The following is an 18,931-nucleotide window of genomic DNA, read 5'->3' as shown; positions in this document are numbered from 1 at the left end:
AATATGGCTGAAGCCGACGGGCAGGAGAAAACCGAACAACCAACCGAACGACGAATCGAGGAATCCCGCAAGAAGGGGCAGATTGCCCGTTCCCGGGAGATGGGAACTTTTTTTGTGCTTCTGTCGGGGGTGGTTGGCCTGTGGCTGATTTCCGGGATGCTTTACCGTGCACTATTGGAAGTGATTCATCGCTGTTTTGTGCTCAGGAAAGCAGAGCTTTTTGACGTTGCTGTTATGGAAAAGAAGCTCCTGGAAAATGTTTCCTCGCTGGCTCTGCCCATAATTGCCATGTTTGCCATTGTTTTTGTCTGTGCCGTTATTGGCAGTATTGCCGTGGGCGGGGTGAATTTTTCAGCAGAGGCCATGGCTCCGAAATTCAGCAAGCTTAATCCCCTGAATGGCATCAAAAGAGTGTTCAGCTCAAACAGTGTGGTAGAGCTGGTAAAGTCAGTCCTGAAGATTCTTCTTATTTCCTCATTCTGCTATTTTCTGATTCACGGTCGCCTGGAGCACATTCTGAATTTCTCCACCATGGAAATCTCCTATGCGGTTCGGGAGGCTGTCAGCCTTATGTTCTGGACTATGCTTTTTATTGTATGCGCCATGATCCCTGTGGCACTTCTGGACGCTCCTTACCAGCTCTGGCATCACAAGGAAGAGCTGAAGATGACCAAGCAGGAAGTCAAGGAGGAATTCAAGAATCAGGAAGGTAATCCTGAAGTGAAGGCCCATCTCCGGCAGATGATGTTTCAGATAATAAACCGCAAGATGATGAAGAAGGTCCCGGAAGCTGATGTGGTGGTTACCAACCCGACTCATTATGCGGTAGCTCTGAAGTACGACCGGGAGGGGTCAAGAGCCCCGGTGCTTGTGGCCAAGGGCGTAGATGAAATTGCAGAAAAGATCAAGGAGATTGCCCGGGAAAACAGCGTGATGATTGTGCCGGCGCCTCCTTTAGCCCGTTCGTTATATTACACTACGGATTTTGATGAGGAGATTCCGCGGGGACTTTTTGCCGCAGTGGCACAGGTATTGGCCTATGTTTATCAGATGCAGAACTTCAGAAAAGGGAAGGGGCAGCGTCCCCGCAAGCTTGCGGAAGACTTGCCTATACCTGAGGATTTAAGACACTGATATTTTAACGGGCATAAAAAAACGGGCCCGGCGTTTTGTGGCAGGGCCCGAATCGGATTCACTGGTCTTGTGCTGCTATTTGCCCAGATCCCGCAGCTTAACCCCGTTCATAAGATTTTTCTCTAGGTGTTCCAGAGATACGCCTTTGGTTTCCGGTACATACATGATGATAAGGAATATGGCCAGAACTGAGCATACGGCGTAAAGGAGCATTGTGGCAGCGGCTCCCAGCAGCGACAGCAGCGGCAGGAAGGTGGCCGCTATGGCCATATTGGAGAGCCAGTTGGCACCGGTGGAACAGGTGATACCGAAATCACGCCCCTCAAGAGGCTGGATTTCGGAGCAGAGGACCCATACTACAGGGCCTGCGGAGAAGGCGAAGGCGATGATGAATACCAGTACCGAAATGATGGCTGCCATGCTGTAATTGAAATGCATGAAGGCGGCAACTCCCGTCATAGCTACGGCCATAATGGAATAACCGGCTATGAGAATCGGTTTCCGGCCCCATTTATCGATGTAGGCGATGGCAATGAAGGTTGCCAGTACATTGGTAAGACCGATGGCGATGGTGCCGACATTGGCGGCGAATTCGGAGGTATAGCCGGCAGCCTTGATGAGCTCCGGTCCGAAATACATGATGATGTTAATGCCGCACAGCTGCTGCAGAAGCTGCAGAGTGATGCCCAGATAGACTGTTTTTCTGAAATTGAGCTTTTCCCGGAACATGGCAAAGCCGCTTCTTCCGGTATGAGAAGATACGGTGTTGATTATTTCCTGGGCTTCACTGGCGGCTTCATCCTCGGACGCACGGATTTTCAGAAGTATTTTCTTTGCCTCTTCGGTTTTCCCCTTTGAAATCAGCCAGCGGGGAGATTTTGGAAGAAAGAAGACTCCGGCCAGGAAAATCAGAGACGGAATCAGGGTGACGCCCAGCATGGCTCTCCAGCTTAATGAGATATCCGGTATCAGAAAATTCGCTGCAATCTGCCCTTCGGCGCCGGTAAAGGTGTTATTCCTGATCAGGGTGTTGACCACAAAGGAGGTCAGAATTCCGATGGTGATAAGCAGCTGATACATGGTGATCATGGTGCCACGAATTGATTTGGGAGCGACCTCCGAGAGGTAAAGCGGAGCAGTGAATGAGGCTACCCCGATGGAGATTCCGACGATGATTCTGGCAATTATAAGTACTGTTCCGTTCCAGGCCAGGGCACATCCGAGAGCTCCCAGAACAAAGCATGTGGCGCTGATAACAAGTGAATATTTTCTGCCGAGCTGTCTGGTAAGCTTTCCTGATACCAGGGCGCCGGCAGTGGCCCCGCCCATCATGGAGCCTACCACCCATGATATGACGTTGTCACTGACGCCAAGATCCTGCTTGATAAAATCCTTGGCCTGGGCAATGACGCCGATGTCTATGCCAAACAGCAGGCCGGCCAGTGCTGCCATAAAGCACACGAAAAATACCGTTTTGGAGTTGCTATTAGTCATTTTGTACTACCTGTAAAAAGATCCTTCGTTGAATTGTTGGGGTGTATTCTGCGCTGAAAAAACACATTCAGAGTTCAAAACTGCCGTTACTGCCAAAGGTTACAGTTTATGTATGGATTATATGAGACTTGTCATGAAAACTAAAGCTGTGTTTCATAATTACGTGATGATTACATAATTGTTACAGAAAATATCAGAAAACAGCAGTTTCTTCGGGAGGTGATTTTTGCAGGATCAGGTGTTTATCCCGCCGGCTGCCGTTTTTATGAAGGGGCAAGGCTTTCATGGCTTTTTCAGTTGTGAAAGTGCTATGGATTTAAAAGATACAAAAACGTTTTCGGCTATAATGGCAGAAAGGTGATTCCATAGCCGGAATCATTGTTGTAGGGCTTGATTACGGGTTGAATATTTATGAGTGAGTTAAAGCTGCCTCTTTTTAGCAAAGCCTCCGTTCTGGTGGTGGGTGATGTGATGGTTGATCGATACTGGAAGGGGCCGGCTACCAGAATATCCCCCGAAGCTCCGGTTCCGGTAGTTCGGATTGTGGATCGTGAGGATCGTCCGGGAGGTGCTGCCAATGTGGCTCTCAATATCTCTTCTCTGGGAGCCGGATGTACTCTGGTGGGATGTGTCGGAAATGACGAAAACGGACGGCTTTTAAAAAACAGACTGGAAAATTCAAAAGTCCGTACCTCCTTTGTGGTTTCCGGAACCTTGCCGACTATTACAAAAATGCGGGTTCTCAGTGTGGGGCAGCAGCTTTTGAGACTGGATTTTGAAAAGGGCTTTCAGGGTGCGGATCAGGCTCCGATTCTTTCCCGTGTAAGAGATGAAATTGCCGGGCATCCGGTAGTGATTTTTTCAGACTACGACAAGGGTGCCCTGGAATCGGTTCGCAAGATGATTGAAATTGCCAGAGAGGCCGGAGCAAAGGTGCTTATCGATCCCAAAGGTACCGATTTCGAGAGGTATCGCGGAGCCTATCTCATTACTCCGAATACCAAGGAATTCGAAGCGGTGGCCGGACATGCGGAAAACGAACAGGATCTTTATGACAAGGGATTTAAGCTGGTAAACCAGTATGACCTGGGGGCGCTGCTCATTACCAGATCCGAAAAGGGCATGACTCTGATCAGGCGTGATGCCGCCCCGCTGACTATTCCCACTGCAGCCAAGGAGGTCTACGATGTTACTGGTGCCGGAGACACGGTGATAGCCACGGTGGCTGCCTGTCTGGCTGCCGGAACTTCGCTCCCTGAAGCCTGTGCCTTGGCCAATAAGGCTGCCGGAGTGGTTGTGGGCAAGATAGGTACCTCCACTGTCAGTATTGAGGAGCTTAAAAATGCCCTGAACGAACAATCCTCAGAGCATATTGAGGGACTGGTTACCAAGGAGCGGCTTCTGGAACTGGTGGGACTGGCCCGGGCACACGGTGAGAAGGTAGTGATGACTAACGGTTGCTTTGACATTATCCATGCCGGTCATGTAGCCTATCTCAAGGAGGCCAAAAAACTGGGAGACCGCCTGATTGTTGCGGTAAATACCGACGAATCAGTAGGAAGACTCAAAGGCCCATCCCGTCCGGTGAACACGCTGGAAAACAGAATGGAGGTGCTGGCAGCACTGGAGGCAGTGGACTGGGTGGTTCCATTCGGAGAGGATACTCCCCGGGAGCTGATATCTGATGTGCTTCCTGATGTGCTGGTTAAGGGCGGAGATTACCGGCCGGAGGATGTGGCGGGAGGCGCCGAGGTGATTGCTAATGGCGGTGAGGTCAGAATACTTCCCTTTAAGCCAGGATGCTCCACTACCGCCATAATAAACAGAATTCGGCAGACTAACTGATAATAGCCGGAGTTTGCAGTCCTGCTTTGCCCCCGTTCAGAAGAAGCATGGGCGGGGCCAGAAGAACTCCCTGCCGGGAGTTTTTTAACCTGTTTTCAGATAAATTTTTCAGAAAGAAAACTCCCGCTGAAAACAACGGGAGTTTTGTGATATCCGAAACGTAATGGACAGGCTTTCCTACCAGGACTTGGATACCCGATCCAGCATGTCATAAAGTGCCAGAGCCAGCCGATCTTCTCCGAAAAAGTTTCTGATGGCGGGGAAATCTTCCACAGTAGCGGCGTAATAGTGCTTTTCCTCACTGTCGATCATGGTCATGCGCTGACATACGAACTTGTCGTTCTTGGTCTTGAAAAGCTTCAGGTATCCGAGACGGCGGTCATCCTTGTTCTGCCGCTCTTCCACATTGCAGATCTGCCAGCCCTTGAAATTGATATCGATCTTTCCGTCGCGCTTTACAATTTCATCCTCGGGAATATCAGAAATCTTTTTGCACAGGTCGGAACGCTCCTTGATAATGGCATTCTTATGATCTTCTTCGGTAACTTTGATAAGCCCTTTTTCTTCGGTGGCTCCGCCGCCGATTGCGCTTTTGATCTTGTCAAAAAAGCCCATTTGCTGTTTCCTCCTATGTCTGTGTATGTTGCTATATTAAAGGTTATTGCCTGAGAAGGGTATTTTTTGAGTTAATTTTGTGAAGTAGCGATATGCCCGGACTCGTTATAGCAAAAAACGCCGTCCGGATTTTCATAATCCGTCGGGCGTTTTTTCCGATTTTCGGCGTTCAGTCTTCTTAAAATGCCGTTTTCTGGTTCTGTCTAGCGCATGAGACCGGCATTGATGATGTTGATATCCTCCTCGGACAGCAGTCCCGCAGTGTATCTGAGGTTCACCCAGCTCATGATGTAGTTGTAGCGGGCGTTTGCCAGGTTGCTTTTGGCATTGTAGAGATTCTTGGTGGCATCAAGGACATCCACGATGGTACGGGTTCCCACCTGGTAGCCGGCTTCTGTGGCCTTAAGGGCACTCTCTGCCGAAACAACTCCCTGCTGGTAGGCCTTTACTGTGCCGACTGCGGCAGTAATGTTGTTATAGTTGCTGTAAAGGTTGTTTTGCACAGTTCTGTGAGTGTTTTCCAGTTCCTCGGATGCTGCAATGTAATTGGCTTTGGCCTGCTCCACCCGGCTTGATACTGCACCGCCAGAATACAGCGGCATGTTGAACTGCAGGCCAATAGTGCCGGAATTAATGGTACCGTCCTGGCGGGCAATCGAGTTTTCCTTGTAATCAGTATATTCTGAGTTCAGGGAACCGACGAGATCGAGAGTCGGCTCGTGTCCGGTCTGGGCCAGTGATATCTGTTCCTTGGCAATTTCCTTCGCTATCATCTGGAATTGCAGACTGAGATTGTTTTCCTCGGCGACATTAAGCCAGAAATCAGCATTGCGGTTTACTCCTGGTGCGGAAAATCTGGAGATATCCAGCTTCGCCAGTTCTTTATGAGAGGTGCCGGTAATCTGTCTCAGATTTTCGAAGCTGTTTGCCACATCGTTTTCGGCAATTATTACTGCTGCTGCAGACTGGTCATAGGCGGCCTGAGCTTCCTGCACATCGGTGTTGGCAATAAGACCGACCTTGAATCTCTGGTTTGATTCGTCAAGCTGGCGTTTCAGCGCCTTCTGATTCGCCAGGGCGTATTCAAGAGTATCCATGGCATTCAGCACATTGAAATATGCGGCAGCCACCCGCTGAATCAGATTCTGTTTGGAATTGTTGTATGCAAGGTCCATCTGGGTGGCGGTCTTCTGGGCAATGCTGCTCTGGATGAAATTTGAATGTCTCCAGATGGCCTGTTGCAGGGATATCGCCCCTCCTGCCACGAATGCGGTGCCGACATCGTTTTTATTTGTCTTGGTATATGAGGCGCTGCCTGACAGATTGATCTGGGGCAGATTGGCAGCATCAGCTTCATTTATGGCAGCATAGGCAGCATCTCTCTGAGCTTTGGCCTTAAGAATAACCGGATCTTTGGTCTGAGCAAGGTTGTAAACATCGATGAGATTATCTCCGAGGGCACAGGAAGCTGCAGAACAGAACAGTATCGCGGCAAAAAAATTGAGACGCATAGTAATCCTCGTAGGCATAGTTATAGAAAACAGCGGTTATTATATCCGCAAACTGAATTTGATGGCGTACAGAGATTGTTTAAAAACTCGAGTTTGTTAAATCTTGCTCACAGGAGCACTGGTAATTACATTCATTTACGCTATTGTGACGGTACTGATTGCCAAATTTTGCCTGATCTGGAAATACAGCTATATGTGATGAAAAAACAATTAAGTGCAATTAAAGGAACAAGAATAAGTGCTTTAAAAACGGAAGAAAACCAAGATCATGAACCGGAATCGGATTTCATGGTGGAGCTACGCGGGATCGAACCGCGGACCTCTTGCATGCCATGCAAGCGCTCTCCCAACTGAGCTATAACCCCTCAACGCCGCTTATGATACATGAACGGATATTCCGTGTCAAATATTTTTTTTAAATTTTTTAAATTTTGGCTTTGCAGTGTTTAGGTTCGGGGTGGTTTTCGACGTTTTTCAAGAAATATCCTCATCTTTATCGAAACAAAAACGGGAAAACAAAGGGTGCTGTTTTCCCGTGTTTGAGGAGGAGTTTCCGGGGGAAAGACTCCGGAATCAGTTTTGCGTGGCGCCGCTACGGAGATAGGCGATAGTTCTTCTGATTCTCTCAAAGGTCTTTTCGCGGCCCACGAGCTCCATGGTGATGCCCATTTCCGGAGATACGCCGCGGCCGGTAACTGCGAGTCTGAGAGGCATCCCCACCTTGCCAAGTCCCACATTCATGTCAGTGGCCACAGTTTTGAAAGCTTCCTCGATATTTTCGGCTTTCCAGTCGCTTACGGCCTCCAGTTTTGCCAGGGAGCGCTCCAGAGCTTCAGCACTGTTTTCCTTAAACCATTTTTTGGCGGCCTTGGGTTCGTATTCGGTGTAGTCCTGATAGAAATAAACGGAATTTTCAGCCATTTCCTTCAGAGTCTTGCATCTTTCGGCCTGGGCCTTGACGATTTCTGTCAGACTGGGGCCCTGGCTGTAGTTGATTCCGAGATGCTCCATCTGCCATACCAGCTCCTCGGCAACTCTTTCCGGAGGCAGGGTCTTTATATAGTGCTGGTTCATCCATTTCAGCTTGTCGGAGCTGAATGCCGAAGCGCTTTTTGAGACATTTTCCAGAGCAAACAGGTTAATCATTTCCTCCAGGGAGAAAATTTCCTGATCTCCGTGTCCCCAGCCCAGCCGTACCAGATAGTTGATAAGAGCTTCAGGCATAAAACCGTCGTCGCGGTATTGCATGACGCTTACCGCGCCATGTCTTTTGGAAAGCTTGGCACCGTCATCACCGAGAATCATAGATACATGGGCGAATTCGGGAACCGGAGCACCGAGAGCCTTGTAGATGTTGATCTGTCGCGGGGTGTTGTTTATATGATCCTCCCCTCTGATAACATGGGTGATTTTCATATCCCAGTCGTCGATTACGACGCAGAAATTATAGGTGGGAGTGCCGTCTGTGCGGCGGATTACCAGATCGTCAAGCTCGGCGTTGTCAAATTCAATATCGCCGCGAATAAGATCATGGAATTTTACCTTGCCTTCGCGGGGATTTTTGAAGCGGATGCAGTACGGTTCGTCGGGAGTGTGCTCGGAATGGTCTTCGCGGCAGTGTCCGTCATAACGGGGCTTTTCATTATTTGCAAGCTGCTCCTCGCGCACCTTGTCCAAACGCTCCTTGTTACAGTAGCATTTGTAGGCCAGGCCCTTTTCGAGAAGCTCGTCAATAACCTGATTATAGCGATCAAAGCGCTTGGTCTGATAGAAAGGACCCTCATCCCATGTAAGTCCGGTCCATTTCATAGATTCGATAATGGCATCAATTGCCGGCTGTGTTGAACGTTCGCGGTCGGTGTCTTCGATTCTGAGAACGAATTTGCCGTGGTGGTGGTGGGCATACAGCCAGGAGTAGAGAGCGGTTCTGGCGCCGCCGACATGGAGATATCCGGTAGGACTTGGAGCAAAACGGGTTCTAACTTCCATTTCTTAAAATTCCGTAAGTGTGTGGATGTGAATTGATCACGATAATTGACAGCATGTCATTTTAACACTGTGAAAGGCATTCTTTAAATACAGAATCACTAATGAACTGTTGTGGAATGGATGGCTGTACGTAAAAAAATGAAAAAATCCTTGCGCCGCAGTTTTTAATCAAGTATCATACGCACGTCTTTGCGAGAGTAATTCAATGGCAGAATGAAAGCTTCCCAAGCTTTATACGCGGGTTCGATTCCCGTCTCTCGCTCCACTTTCTTTTTTCAGTTTCTCCTGATTCTTTGCGTTTAAGCCTTTAGTCTGCTAAAAATATTCCTTTTTTGTAATTTCAGACAGATTGGAGTTGATTTGCCTCTGATCCCAGAGAGTAATGCTTAGCGGTTTTCCAAGAGCATTGAAGCAGTCTGCCAGAGCATTAAGCCCGGTAGTTTTTCTGAAGCTTAGGATGCTGTTAAGCCTCTGATTGCTGACTTTGAGTCTTCTGGCAAGTTCAGCAGGCCTTACCATCATATCAATCATGGTGTTTCTGAGCATAATCTTCAAAGCTGTATCATAGCCGACATCAATAATAAACCGGCTCCCGTCGTCAATTACGGTCGGAACGGGGACTCTTTTTTTAAACTCTACAAGACCTTCAATATAGTCATATATAGCTTCCTTGGCCATCATGCGGGCTTCTTCCATATCCCGTCCCTGACTTAAAGCCCCTTCCCATCCGTTGCCATCAATGCTGATAATGAAAAAACGATCCCCTTTTCTAATACTGGCTGAATACTTAAGATAGTCGTTAATGTCCATATTTTTGTATAACCTTATCTGGAAAACCGGCTGTTTCCGACGATTGCTCTGACCACATCCCGGATTATCTGACAGTTCCTGTGGCTGGTTTTTCGTCATTTCATAGTGCAGGATTATGGTAAATATGCATCCGTTCTTGAATTCCGGTTAATCATGCCTTGTGTCTTTGGCAGGTCTGACTTTGTTTTCATGTACTGCATTTTGATATTTTCTTGCTGTCAAAAACATTGTTAGTTTCTTTATCATTATAAAGAAAATTATTTGCAAATAAAGTAAAATTTACATACAGTATTATTTTACTGGTGATTATATAGGGGAAATCAAAGACCATAAATTCAGGAGTTCTGATTTCGGGGTAAACACAGAGTTCTACTGAAATCAGATACCACGAAGCCTTTAAAATAGCCACCAGCTTTGGGGAATGAATGATTTAGCGGACTTTGCATATACAGCTCATAAACAGTAACTCTGAGGAAAGTGTTGTATTCTCTTCACTGATAACCAGCCGGTGATGTATACTCATCAGACCGGAATGCGGTTGCTGTCCGAGGCTGGCCTTATATTTTGGGGTAGAGATGAGAATTGTTTATATTTTTGGCGTTATTGCCGGTCTGGCAATGACAGGATGCAGTTATTTTTCCTTTGAAACGAACCTTAGTCCCGAAAAGGCTGAGGATTATTTTTCCAAAGCCAATATCAAGGTCTACAAGAACAGTGAGCTCCGGGAGCTTAATTATGAAAGTCTTGGCACTGTTGAGGGGATGTCTTGTCAGCTTTCTGCAGATGAACCAGAAGCTACAGAGAGAGATGCCCGGCTGGATGCCCGTGAAAAAGCACATATGAGAAAAGCCAACGGCATTGTCTATACCTCCTGCGTGGCTCTCGAAAACACTCCGGTATGCCTTACCAGTGTTTCCTGCTATGCTCGTGCCGTTTATGTAAAGGAAGACTGACGGCTATGAATCTGAATCTGAATATTGCTCCTGTCGGGTGGATTGAGTCTCCTTTTGCCGAGAAGTTTGCCGTTCCCCGGCAAAGCGCTCTGGTCAGACACGGCAGTTTCAGAATTCGTTTTTATCCGCCATACAATGTGCGGGATGCCTTTACCGGAATTGAAGGCTTCAGTCATCTCTGGGTGCTCTTTAATTTCAGCATGGTTCCGGAATTTCGGGATTTTCAGCCCAGAGTGCGCCCGCCACGGCTGGGTGGTAACCGTTCGGTGGGGGTTTTTGCCTCCAGATCTCCGTTTAGGCCCAACAGAATAGGACTTTCGGTAGTAGAGCTCCTGGAGGTTTCCGAGGATGATCAGGGAACTTATCTCAGAATATCCGGAGCCGATCTGGTATCAGGAACTCCGGTTCTTGATGTGAAGCCCTATATCAGATTTACGGACAGCGTTCCCGAAGCCCGTTCCGGTTTTGCAGAGGAGCCCCCGGCAAATATGGAGGTAGTTTTTGAGGAAGCGGCAGAGGAGACCGTTCTGGCTTCTGGAATTCCGGAGTTCCGGGAACTTATCGAAGAGGTTCTGGGACAGGATCCCCGTCCGGCCTATCGGCACGAAATATCTGATGACGACCGGTGCTACGGGGTGCAGCTTTATAACTACAATATAAGATGGCGGGTCTCCGGAAACCGGGCAGTGGTGGTGGCGGCTGACCGGCTATAGAGTATTTCGGCATTCAGATGATGGTTTTCAGGTATTCCCTGAAATTTTCATAACGAAAGCAATATCCCAGCCTGGTCAGGGCATCCGGTCTGGCGGTATTTGAGAGCAGCAGAAATGCTGCGGTCTTCGGTTTCACTATTTTCAGTGGTGTTTCCGGGAGATGAACGGTACATATTGCCCGATTGAGCTCCGCAATATCGTGGCAGATTTCGTTAAGACTCAGAGGAACCGGAACTGCTAAATTTATGCTTCCGGAAAAATTCCGCCATACCCGGACAAGATTCCAGGCGATTTCCATGGTGTCGGGGATGCTTATCCAGGAGAGCATGTTATTTCCATTTCCGGGGATGATAACCGGCTGTCCTTTGGCTATCAGAAAAGGTTTCAGAAAACCGCCGCTTTTTCCCATAACGGTACTGAATCTCATGGTAACCAGCCTGGGGATTTTGGAAATGATTCCGGATTGCCGAAGCTCTTCCAAGGTTCCGGCGGCGGCATTTTCCCAGTTTTTTGCGAGCATGGCCGGAAAGGAATTTCCTGACGGGGTTTCTTCCGGACAGGGGATCTGATTCGGCGGATATATTCCCGTGCTGCCGGCCATGATTATGGTGTCGGGCAGTATTCCGGCTGCGGCCAGGCGGGTTAATAGTTTTGCGGTGTATCCCGTTCGGGAGTTTGTCAGTTCCGCAGTGTTTTCAAAAAAGGGGAGCATGCTGAAGACCGGAGCTCCGGCCAGGTGGATCATGATATCCGGATGTCTGTCATGAAGTTCTCCGGTATCATTGATGATTTGCAGTTTCCCGGGAGGAATCCCCGGAAATAACCAGGATACCTGCTTAGCTTTTTTACGGGTGAGTACGGTGAAGTCAATATCCGGACTCCGTGATAAAAAATCGGATATGAGATGCCGTCCGATAAAGCCGGTGCCGCCGGTAATGAGAATGTTCATGCTATCTTCCTGTGTGTCCCTCCGGGAGTGGAAAATTTAAATCTCCGGGAGAGATTTGTTTTATTATCCGTCTAAGCTGCAAAAAGGGCGGCTTCCTTGCGAAAACCGCCCCTGTTTTCCCCCGGCAGCATGATGAAACGATTTCGGGGGAGACTGTCAGGTCAGACGTCAGGCCTTTTGCTGCTGTGCCTGGATTGCCGTAATGGCAATGGTGTATACAATATCGTCCACAAGGGCGCCGCGAGACAGGTCGTTAACCGGACGCTTCAATCCCTGCAGCATGGGACCGATGGATATTAGTCCGGCGGTGCGCTGTACAGCCTTGTAAAGAGGATTGCCGCAGCTCAGGTTCGGGAATATGAAAACGTTGGCTTTGCCGGCAACGGGAGAATCCGGGGCCTTGGTGCGGGCTACGCTCATTTCCACGGCGGCATCGTACTGCAGAGGGCCGTCAACCGAAAGGTCAGGTCGCTGAGCTTTTACAGCAGCGGTGGCTGTCTTTACCAGATCAACATCGGGGCCTTTGCCGGAGCTGCCGGTGGAGTAGGAAATCATGGCTACCCGAGGCTCAATGCCGAATGCCTTGGCGGTATCAGCAGACTGAATGGCGATGCCAGCCAGTTCCTCTGCGGTAGGGTTGGGGTTAACGGCACAGTCGCCGTAGACCAGAACCTGATCCGGAAGCAGCATGAAGAAGATTGAGGATACCTGCTTGGCTCCCGGCGCGGTCTTGATGATCTGGAAAGCCGGACGAATGGTGTTGGCGGTGGTATGGACAGCGCCGGATACCAGTCCGTCGGCTTCATTGTTGTCAATCATCATGGTGCCGAGCATTACATTGTCCTGAAGTTCCTTAATAGCCTTTTCAGGAGTCATTCCCTTGGCCTGCCTGAGAGCTACCAGGCGATCCACATATTTGCTGCGGCTCTGTTCCACATCAATAATCTCAACTCCTGCTCCCAGGGTAACGCCGTTTTCTGCGGCAACCTTTCTGATTTCATCGGGATTACCCAGAAGCACCGGAGTGGCGATACCTCTTTCGGCGCAGATGGCTGCTGCCTTTACGGTACGGGGTTCGTCACCTTCAGGGAGAACGATTCTCTTTTTGTCGGCCTTGGCGGTTTCGGTGAGCTTATAGCGGAATGCTGCCGGACTGTAGAGCCTTTCGTGAGGATTATCCTGTACAAGTTCCCTGATCAGCTCCTTGCTGAAGCAGCTGCCGATAAAGTCGGAGATGGCATGCACCCGATCCTCGTCATCAGAAGGGATGCCAATTTCGTTATTGAAATCCTTGAGGTCAATAGCGGTCTGCCAGGCCTGGTTTTCTGTACGGATAACAGTGAGGCCGGTTTTGTAAATGCTTTCCAGGGCAGCTTCGGCATCAGCGGAGATGGGAGCGGTACCGGTAAGAATGAGTGCGCCGAGCTTAGTTCCCTTGGAGGCTTCCTTTTCAACCTCTTTGATAACGTCGGTGCGGTCGCTGGATACTACTACCAGAGCATCCTCTTCAAGAAGCTCAACTACGTTTTCTGCCTGGCAGTCGCAGAAGACGGCATCAGACAGTCTTCTGTTTCTGATATCGCCGGTATTCAGGATTTTAACGTTAATAAAATGAGCGCTGAGGTATTTGGCCAGATCGCTGGGACGGGTGACGTTAAGCTTGCGGTTCAGGGGAATTACGGCCAGGGCTTTGGTTACACCTGTAAGCTCCAGCCCTTTGAGATCAGCCTCGGAGGTGATTTTGTTGAAAACAACTCCGATAACCCGGGATCTCTGAATCTCGGAAAGGCTGTTGAGAGTGATTTTGATGGTGTTTTTAAGATGCTCCACATCTCCCTGAGGCTTGGCCAGGAGAATGATATCGGCATCGATGCCGCTGGCGATTTTAGCATTCAGGGATACGGCATAGGGATGTCTTTCCTGAGGAGCCAGACCTTCCACCAGGATGATATCGGCCTGGGATTCTGCACGGTGTGTTTCGAACTTCCCGATAATGTCCTCGAGAAGAACATCTTCCTTGTTGCTGGAAATCATGCTTTCCATACAGGAAGCCTTGATGGGCTCCGGAAGACTGAGTCCGGTACTGGTTCTGATGGTTGCGGTGCTGGCTTCAGAACCCACATCCGAAGTTTTTGGCTGGGCTACCGGTTTAATGAACGTTACCTTTGCGCCGGCATCCTGCATGGCTTTGATAAGACCTAAACTTACAGAAGTTGCACCGGCCTCGCTGTTGACCGGGTAGAGCATAATTGTACGTGCCACAGGCTTTTCCTCTTTTGAATACGGGATATGGAGATACGGTTTGTACTGGCTTTCCGCTGCTTTTCAAAAAGTCAGAAGAATTCCCCTGTACGGTGAAACAGGATATTCTTCCTGCATATCTGATGAGTGCAGAGCCTTATAAATCAAGGCTTTTAAACTGCTCACCGTGAGTTAAGAACTTAAATAGAGAGTATAGCCCATATCATAAAGGGGAGCAATTTTCTGATTATGAAAAATAAGAGACAGCTTCATTTTTGAGCTCTTTCCGGTTTCAGGGCTGCCTGTCTGTTAAAAAAACGGTAAATTTCGGTATTTCCTGAGAGAGGGGGGGAGAGATTTCCGGCAGAAAAAATGCCGCGGTTTTGGCGGGGGGATTTTTTCAGGAGTACGGCAGGATATGATGTTTTAGCGATTTTTGGAGTAAGATAGAAAGACGCGATTTTTGTGTTCAAATACGTTATCAGAAATGCTCAATTCGAATTTTCGGATGACAGCAGTGTGCCGGAGAGGAAAATATTGTCGGAACTATTCAGACGCGGTAAGGAAATGGTACGAATCTGGCCGCGGGATATTAAGGTGATTAATGCCATGTACCGGGAGGGGCTGATTGCCTCCATGGTGGTATATGCCTCAAAATGGATGCCTCCAGTGCTGTGCTTTTTCATTGTGTGGTATTTCTGCTTCCTCCGCTTTTCGGCAGTAAGTTTTCCGCCGTATCTCTGGCCTTCTGCAGTGTTCATGCTGATGCTGGGGTTTCTGGCTCCGCTCTGGGGAATCCGTACACTGGGAAAACGCTCGTTAAGGAAGCTCAATTCCCGGGAGATTGCCTGGTATGCCAGAATCTGCAGATCGGCAGGGGATATTCCGGACTCCGCCCCGGACGTGCTTCTCCTGGCCCGGGCTCTCAGAAAGGCCCTTGATAATGCTGGAACAAATCCTAAGCCGTTTCTGGATGATATCTAAGGAGCCGTTTAAACCGAAGATCGAAAAAGTTTTGGGTACACATACCATCTCAGGAGAGAATGTGTGCAGCTGACATGTAGGCAACCTCTCTTCAATTATAAAAGTGACATTACCTTGATCGACACTCTTTCATAATATTACTGCTCCCTACAATGTTTTTATAATAAAAACATCTCCATTAATCACATAATCTCTGCAAACCTTTAGCTGTAAAGGCTTTTACACACACCACTCTCGTGATTGCCGAAAATGCCGTCGTGCAAATTATTTATTCAGTCGTGTTTGATTCTTTTAATTTTGTCAAGTACTTCTCTCACAAAAATAATAAAATTTTAATGCAAAATTCTGTTGCGCTTTATTTATTCTTGCTGTACACTGTTGAATGCTCAAATGAGCATTCAACGAACGGTAGATTTTTCTGATTTTAGGGGGGTGGCATGATAATCAATTATCGTAATATTGTGAGAAATGATGATAATGTTATTATCTCTGGATCTGCCTCTTTGGTTAAAAATGCCTACAAGCCCAATCCGAAAGGCAATCACAAAGGCAATCACTCCAAAAGGGTTGTAGTGGAACGTCTCGGCAAGGTGCTCTGGATTGATCCGGACGACAGGATGAAGGGGATTTTTAACTCTCCTAAACGAGGGCTGGTGCACTATGATTTAAGCCTGGATCGTTTCACAGATGTGTCTCCGTCTGATGAAAGGCTTGCCGGCACAAAGTTTCACATAGAGGAACCCAGTATCCATACCAACTTCGGAAACACCTACCTTTTCTTTTCCGAACTATCCAAGACACCTTTCATGTCAGTGCTTCGCAAATCATTTGGCGAGAATAACAGCCTTTACCAGAAGGTTCTGGCGCATGTTGCTCACGATTGTCTCAGAAACGGAGCCGCCATCAAATGCGGAGATTTTTTGAAGCGGGATGTGCTTTCCTGCATTCTTTCTGATGTCAGTTACAGCACGCTGAACTGTGATTCTCTGTATTATCAGAAGATGTCCGATGACACCATCAAGGTGCGCTTTTTCCAAACGCTTCTGACGGAAATGAGAAAGGAAAATCCGGAATTTGGCCGCGGATGTTATGTTGATTCCACACCCCTGCCCGGCGAAGCTGAGAACAACCCGTTTAATGCCCTGAGCAATCACGGAACCGGAGGAGCGGAGATGCAGTCAAGACTTGTGCTGGTTCTTGATATTCAGACAAATATTCCGATGTGGTTCGAAATAATACCGGCCAATGTTCTGGATAAGAGCACTCTCCAGTCCATCAGCGCCGATGTTAAAGCACCCCTGGGCGTTACCATATTCATGTTTGCTCTCGATGCCGGATATGCCCGCAAGGAGCTGTTTGAAGCATTTAACCGGAATAACTCCATGGCAGAGGATGAAAACGGCAATCTCCATGAGAGATCTGTTCTGGTAAGAATGCCGGCTGCCAACGGTTATCCCCACGATGAACTCTATGTAACCTGCAAACCTGATATCGACAATGTTGATTACGTTTTTGACTATGAGTACCATACATTTTTTGGGCGGCGCATTGAAGTAAATCTGTTTGAGCAGCCTGAATTTGCCTACGTTTATGTCGACAAAACACAGGCTGAGGCTCTGATTCGAAACTGGAGGGAGGATAATTATGATGAATGGTGCGGCTTAACAAGATCTCAAAAGGAGTGGTATCAGGTAAAAAACGGATTCTTCATACTGATCGGCAACAAAGAGCAGACTCCAAGAGACGCGCTGATCGATTATCGCAGCCGAGCTCACATAGAAAGCTTTTTCCGGGATGCAAAGGCTTATCTTAAAATACTTCCTATGGCAAAATGGAACAAGCAGACAGTGACAGGCAAGATCTTTCATGACATTATCGAAACCACAATATACCGTGCCTACAGAAAGAGAGTTGCGCCTGCCCATATGACCATGTCCGGGCTGAATGTCTGCCTTGACAGCTGGGAATGCTTCCGGTCAGATACCCTGCTGGTACTGAAAACTCCGAATGTTGATGTGCGGGAAGCTCTTGAAAAACTTGGATATTCCATTCCCGGCCATCTCGAAATAGAAGACCTGCGCCGGGAGATACTGGAAGGCATCCCCATGAGCCGAATTCCGGTAACGCTTCGCACAAAACGTAATACCGCAAATAACACCGCCCCTTTGTCTCCTGAAGAAAAGCTCGCCGCTCAGGAAAAGGGAAAAAATGACATTCTGAGGAAACGCGCTGAAGACAGGAAGGATAAGGCTGTGGCAAGAGCGGAGAAGAAATATCTCAAAGCCAAAGAAAAGGCTCTTGAAGCTCGTGATAATGCTCTGAAAACAGCAAAAGAAAAGCTTGGAAAACTGCGAAAGAGCTATAAACGTGAAGAATGCGACACCAAGGATTGTGACAGTGTAATGGCAAAGATAACCGATATGATTGACACCGCCAAAAAAGCCTGCGAAGAAACTCTGGCTCTGGCCAAAGAGAGTCTAGAAAAGGCGAAGAGTGAAGCACTGGCTGAGTACGAACAGAATATTAAGTCTTTGGAACAACAGCCATAATTCTGTGAATCGATGATATTGGGGTGTCGTGCACCTAAATAATCACATAGTCACATGTGGTTGTTGCTGTATGCACAAATTTCTTTTGATCTTAGGATGAGTGGCTGGTACATAGCTTTAGTTCAAAACCTTTTGAGAAACTTAAAAAATGAAATTGATATTTATATTTTTTAAAATATTAATTATACTGTTTTTGGCCGCAATTTGTTCTTGTTTGTTTTACACGTTTATTGTTTTTCCTAATGCCCGGCCTGAAGAAATACTTTTTCATATTCAGGCCCCTATAGGTGATCTTACATTTGATCAAACTACTTCACCGATTGTTAATTTTTGTATACCTCTGATTACCATTGTTTCTATTGTTAGTTTGATTTGGTATTTCTTAAAATCTTACAATCGCGCTTTACTTTGTTTATCCACATGGACAATTTTATCATTAGGATATGCATTTATAAAATTAGACTTATATCAATACATAAAAAATTTGATAATTGATAATACGTTTATAGAATATCATTATGTAGATCCCAAATCTGTGTCTATAACTTTTCCACAAAAAAAACAAAATTTAATATTTTTAGTACTGGAATCTATGGAGTTAACTTTTGCTGATAAAAAAAACGGAGGGTATTTTTCTCAAAGCAGAATTTCACACTTATCTGAATTAGCAGAAGAAGGTGAGTCATTTGGGGGGGAACTCAATAAACATAATGGTTCAATCCCTTTATTCGGAACCACATGGACCATTGGAGCAACATTTGGTTTTACAGCTGGACTCCCATTAAATAGAAATTTCCCAATTAGTAATACTATATAAGATGTGCAAATATTGAGCACATCTTGTCTCAATATCTCATTATTTACTCAATATACCAATCAACAACATAACTACCTCAGTTTTCAGATAGACATAAATCCCGTTTTCTCTCTAAAAAAATTAAAAAATATCGACAAAATTGTGAAATTTTTCTTGAGTATAGTCTAATTATAGCTTATAATTAGACTATATGTTTGCGGAGTTTGATATGCCAATACCTAGAGATATTCTTGATGTAGAAAGACCTAAAAATACTGTTGTTATTGTTTACGGAGTAAATAAAGATAAGTACGCTGTCAGACAAAGAGTCGGCTGCAAGCGTGTTAA

General features: G+C 47.2%; 14 protein-coding genes and 2 tRNA genes. 8 read left to right on the top strand and 8 right to left on the bottom strand.

Annotated features, from left to right (window positions below):
* The first annotated feature begins 3 nt into the window (after positions 1-3).
* A complete protein-coding gene (gene flhB, locus F557_RS0100105) occupies positions 4-1,134 on the top strand; it encodes a flagellar biosynthesis protein FlhB (protein ID WP_019000236.1) in 1,131 nt (376 codons plus the stop codon).
* A gap of 75 nt (positions 1,135-1,209) precedes the next feature.
* Here flhB and F557_RS0100100 read toward each other — a convergent pair whose 3' ends face one another.
* On the bottom strand, positions 1,210-2,628 hold the full coding sequence (locus F557_RS0100100) for a sugar porter family MFS transporter (RefSeq protein WP_019000235.1): 1,419 nt from the start codon (positions 2,626-2,628) through the stop codon (positions 1,210-1,212).
* 411 nt (positions 2,629-3,039) lie between these two features.
* Between F557_RS0100100 and hldE the strand changes: the two genes are divergently transcribed.
* Positions 3,040-4,473: a bifunctional D-glycero-beta-D-manno-heptose-7-phosphate kinase/D-glycero-beta-D-manno-heptose 1-phosphate adenylyltransferase HldE gene (hldE, locus tag F557_RS0100095; protein WP_019000234.1), complete on the top strand. Its 1,434-nt coding sequence runs from the start codon at positions 3,040-3,042 to the stop codon at positions 4,471-4,473.
* A 177-nt stretch (positions 4,474-4,650) separates the two neighbouring features.
* On the opposite strand, the gene F557_RS0100085 is transcribed toward hldE, so the two are convergent.
* The 4 genes from F557_RS0100085 to gltX form a co-directional block, all read right to left on the bottom strand.
* Positions 4,651-5,088 carry a hypothetical protein gene (locus tag F557_RS0100085; protein WP_019000232.1) on the bottom strand — a complete coding sequence of 146 codons (438 nt, stop codon included), beginning with the start codon at positions 5,086-5,088 and terminating at the stop codon, positions 4,651-4,653.
* 203 nt (positions 5,089-5,291) lie between these two features.
* Positions 5,292-6,599 (bottom strand): outer membrane channel protein TolC, encoded by a 1,308-nt coding sequence (gene tolC, locus F557_RS0100080; RefSeq protein WP_019000231.1) that lies wholly within the window; start codon positions 6,597-6,599, stop codon positions 5,292-5,294.
* A 289-nt stretch (positions 6,600-6,888) separates the two neighbouring features.
* Positions 6,889-6,964: transfer RNA gene (locus tag F557_RS0100075), tRNA-Ala, on the bottom strand.
* A gap of 208 nt (positions 6,965-7,172) precedes the next feature.
* The gene (gene gltX / locus F557_RS0100070) at positions 7,173-8,588 is read right to left on the bottom strand and encodes a glutamate--tRNA ligase (protein WP_019000230.1); all 1,416 of its coding nucleotides are present in this window, start codon (positions 8,586-8,588) and stop codon (positions 7,173-7,175) included.
* 191 nt (positions 8,589-8,779) lie between these two features.
* Here gltX and F557_RS0100065 point away from each other — a divergent pair.
* Positions 8,780-8,853: transfer RNA gene (locus F557_RS0100065), tRNA-Gly, on the top strand.
* Positions 8,854-8,903: 50 nt separating this feature from the next.
* Here F557_RS0100065 and F557_RS20820 read toward each other — a convergent pair.
* Entirely contained in the window at positions 8,904-9,398 is a 495-nt protein-coding gene (locus F557_RS20820; RefSeq protein WP_157617708.1) for a type II toxin-antitoxin system HicB family antitoxin, read from the bottom strand.
* A gap of 575 nt (positions 9,399-9,973) precedes the next feature.
* Between F557_RS20820 and rcsF the strand changes: the two genes are divergently transcribed.
* A complete protein-coding gene (rcsF, locus tag F557_RS0100055; RefSeq protein ID WP_019000228.1) occupies positions 9,974-10,351 on the top strand; it encodes an Rcs stress response system protein RcsF in 378 nt (125 codons plus the stop codon).
* A 5-nt stretch (positions 10,352-10,356) separates the two neighbouring features.
* On the top strand, positions 10,357-11,064 hold the full coding sequence (tsaA, locus tag F557_RS0100050) for a tRNA (N6-threonylcarbamoyladenosine(37)-N6)-methyltransferase TrmO (RefSeq protein ID WP_019000227.1): 708 nt from the start codon (positions 10,357-10,359) through the stop codon (positions 11,062-11,064).
* Positions 11,065-11,077: 13 nt separating this feature from the next.
* Here tsaA and F557_RS0100045 read toward each other — a convergent pair whose 3' ends face one another.
* Entirely contained in the window at positions 11,078-12,013 is a 936-nt protein-coding gene (locus F557_RS0100045; RefSeq protein ID WP_019000226.1) for an NAD-dependent epimerase/dehydratase family protein, read from the bottom strand.
* Positions 12,014-12,181: 168 nt separating this feature from the next.
* Positions 12,182-14,260, bottom strand: coding sequence for a phosphate acetyltransferase (pta, locus tag F557_RS0100040; RefSeq protein WP_019000225.1), 2,079 nt, complete (start codon positions 14,258-14,260; stop codon positions 12,182-12,184).
* Positions 14,261-14,791: 531 nt separating this feature from the next.
* On the opposite strand from pta, the gene F557_RS0100025 reads away from it, so the two are divergent.
* The 3 genes from F557_RS0100025 (at position 14,792) to F557_RS0100015 (ending at position 18,604) form a co-directional block, all read left to right on the top strand.
* Positions 14,792-15,238, top strand: a complete 447-nt coding sequence (locus F557_RS0100025; RefSeq protein ID WP_157617707.1) for a DUF412 family protein — start codon at positions 14,792-14,794, stop codon at positions 15,236-15,238.
* A gap of 437 nt (positions 15,239-15,675) precedes the next feature.
* The gene (locus F557_RS0100020) at positions 15,676-17,787 is read left to right on the top strand and encodes a transposase (protein ID WP_019000222.1); all 2,112 of its coding nucleotides are present in this window, start codon (positions 15,676-15,678) and stop codon (positions 17,785-17,787) included.
* 148 nt (positions 17,788-17,935) lie between these two features.
* Positions 17,936-18,604 carry a hypothetical protein gene (locus F557_RS0100015; RefSeq protein WP_019000221.1) on the top strand — a complete coding sequence of 223 codons (669 nt, stop codon included), beginning with the start codon at positions 17,936-17,938 and terminating at the stop codon, positions 18,602-18,604.
* The last annotated feature ends 327 nt before the right edge of the window (positions 18,605-18,931 follow it).

The organism is Succinimonas amylolytica DSM 2873 (genome assembly GCF_000378405.1).
GTDB classification, from domain to species: domain Bacteria; phylum Pseudomonadota; class Gammaproteobacteria; order Enterobacterales; family Succinivibrionaceae; genus Succinimonas; species Succinimonas amylolytica.
This window is presented reverse-complemented; position numbering and strand designations above follow the sequence as displayed.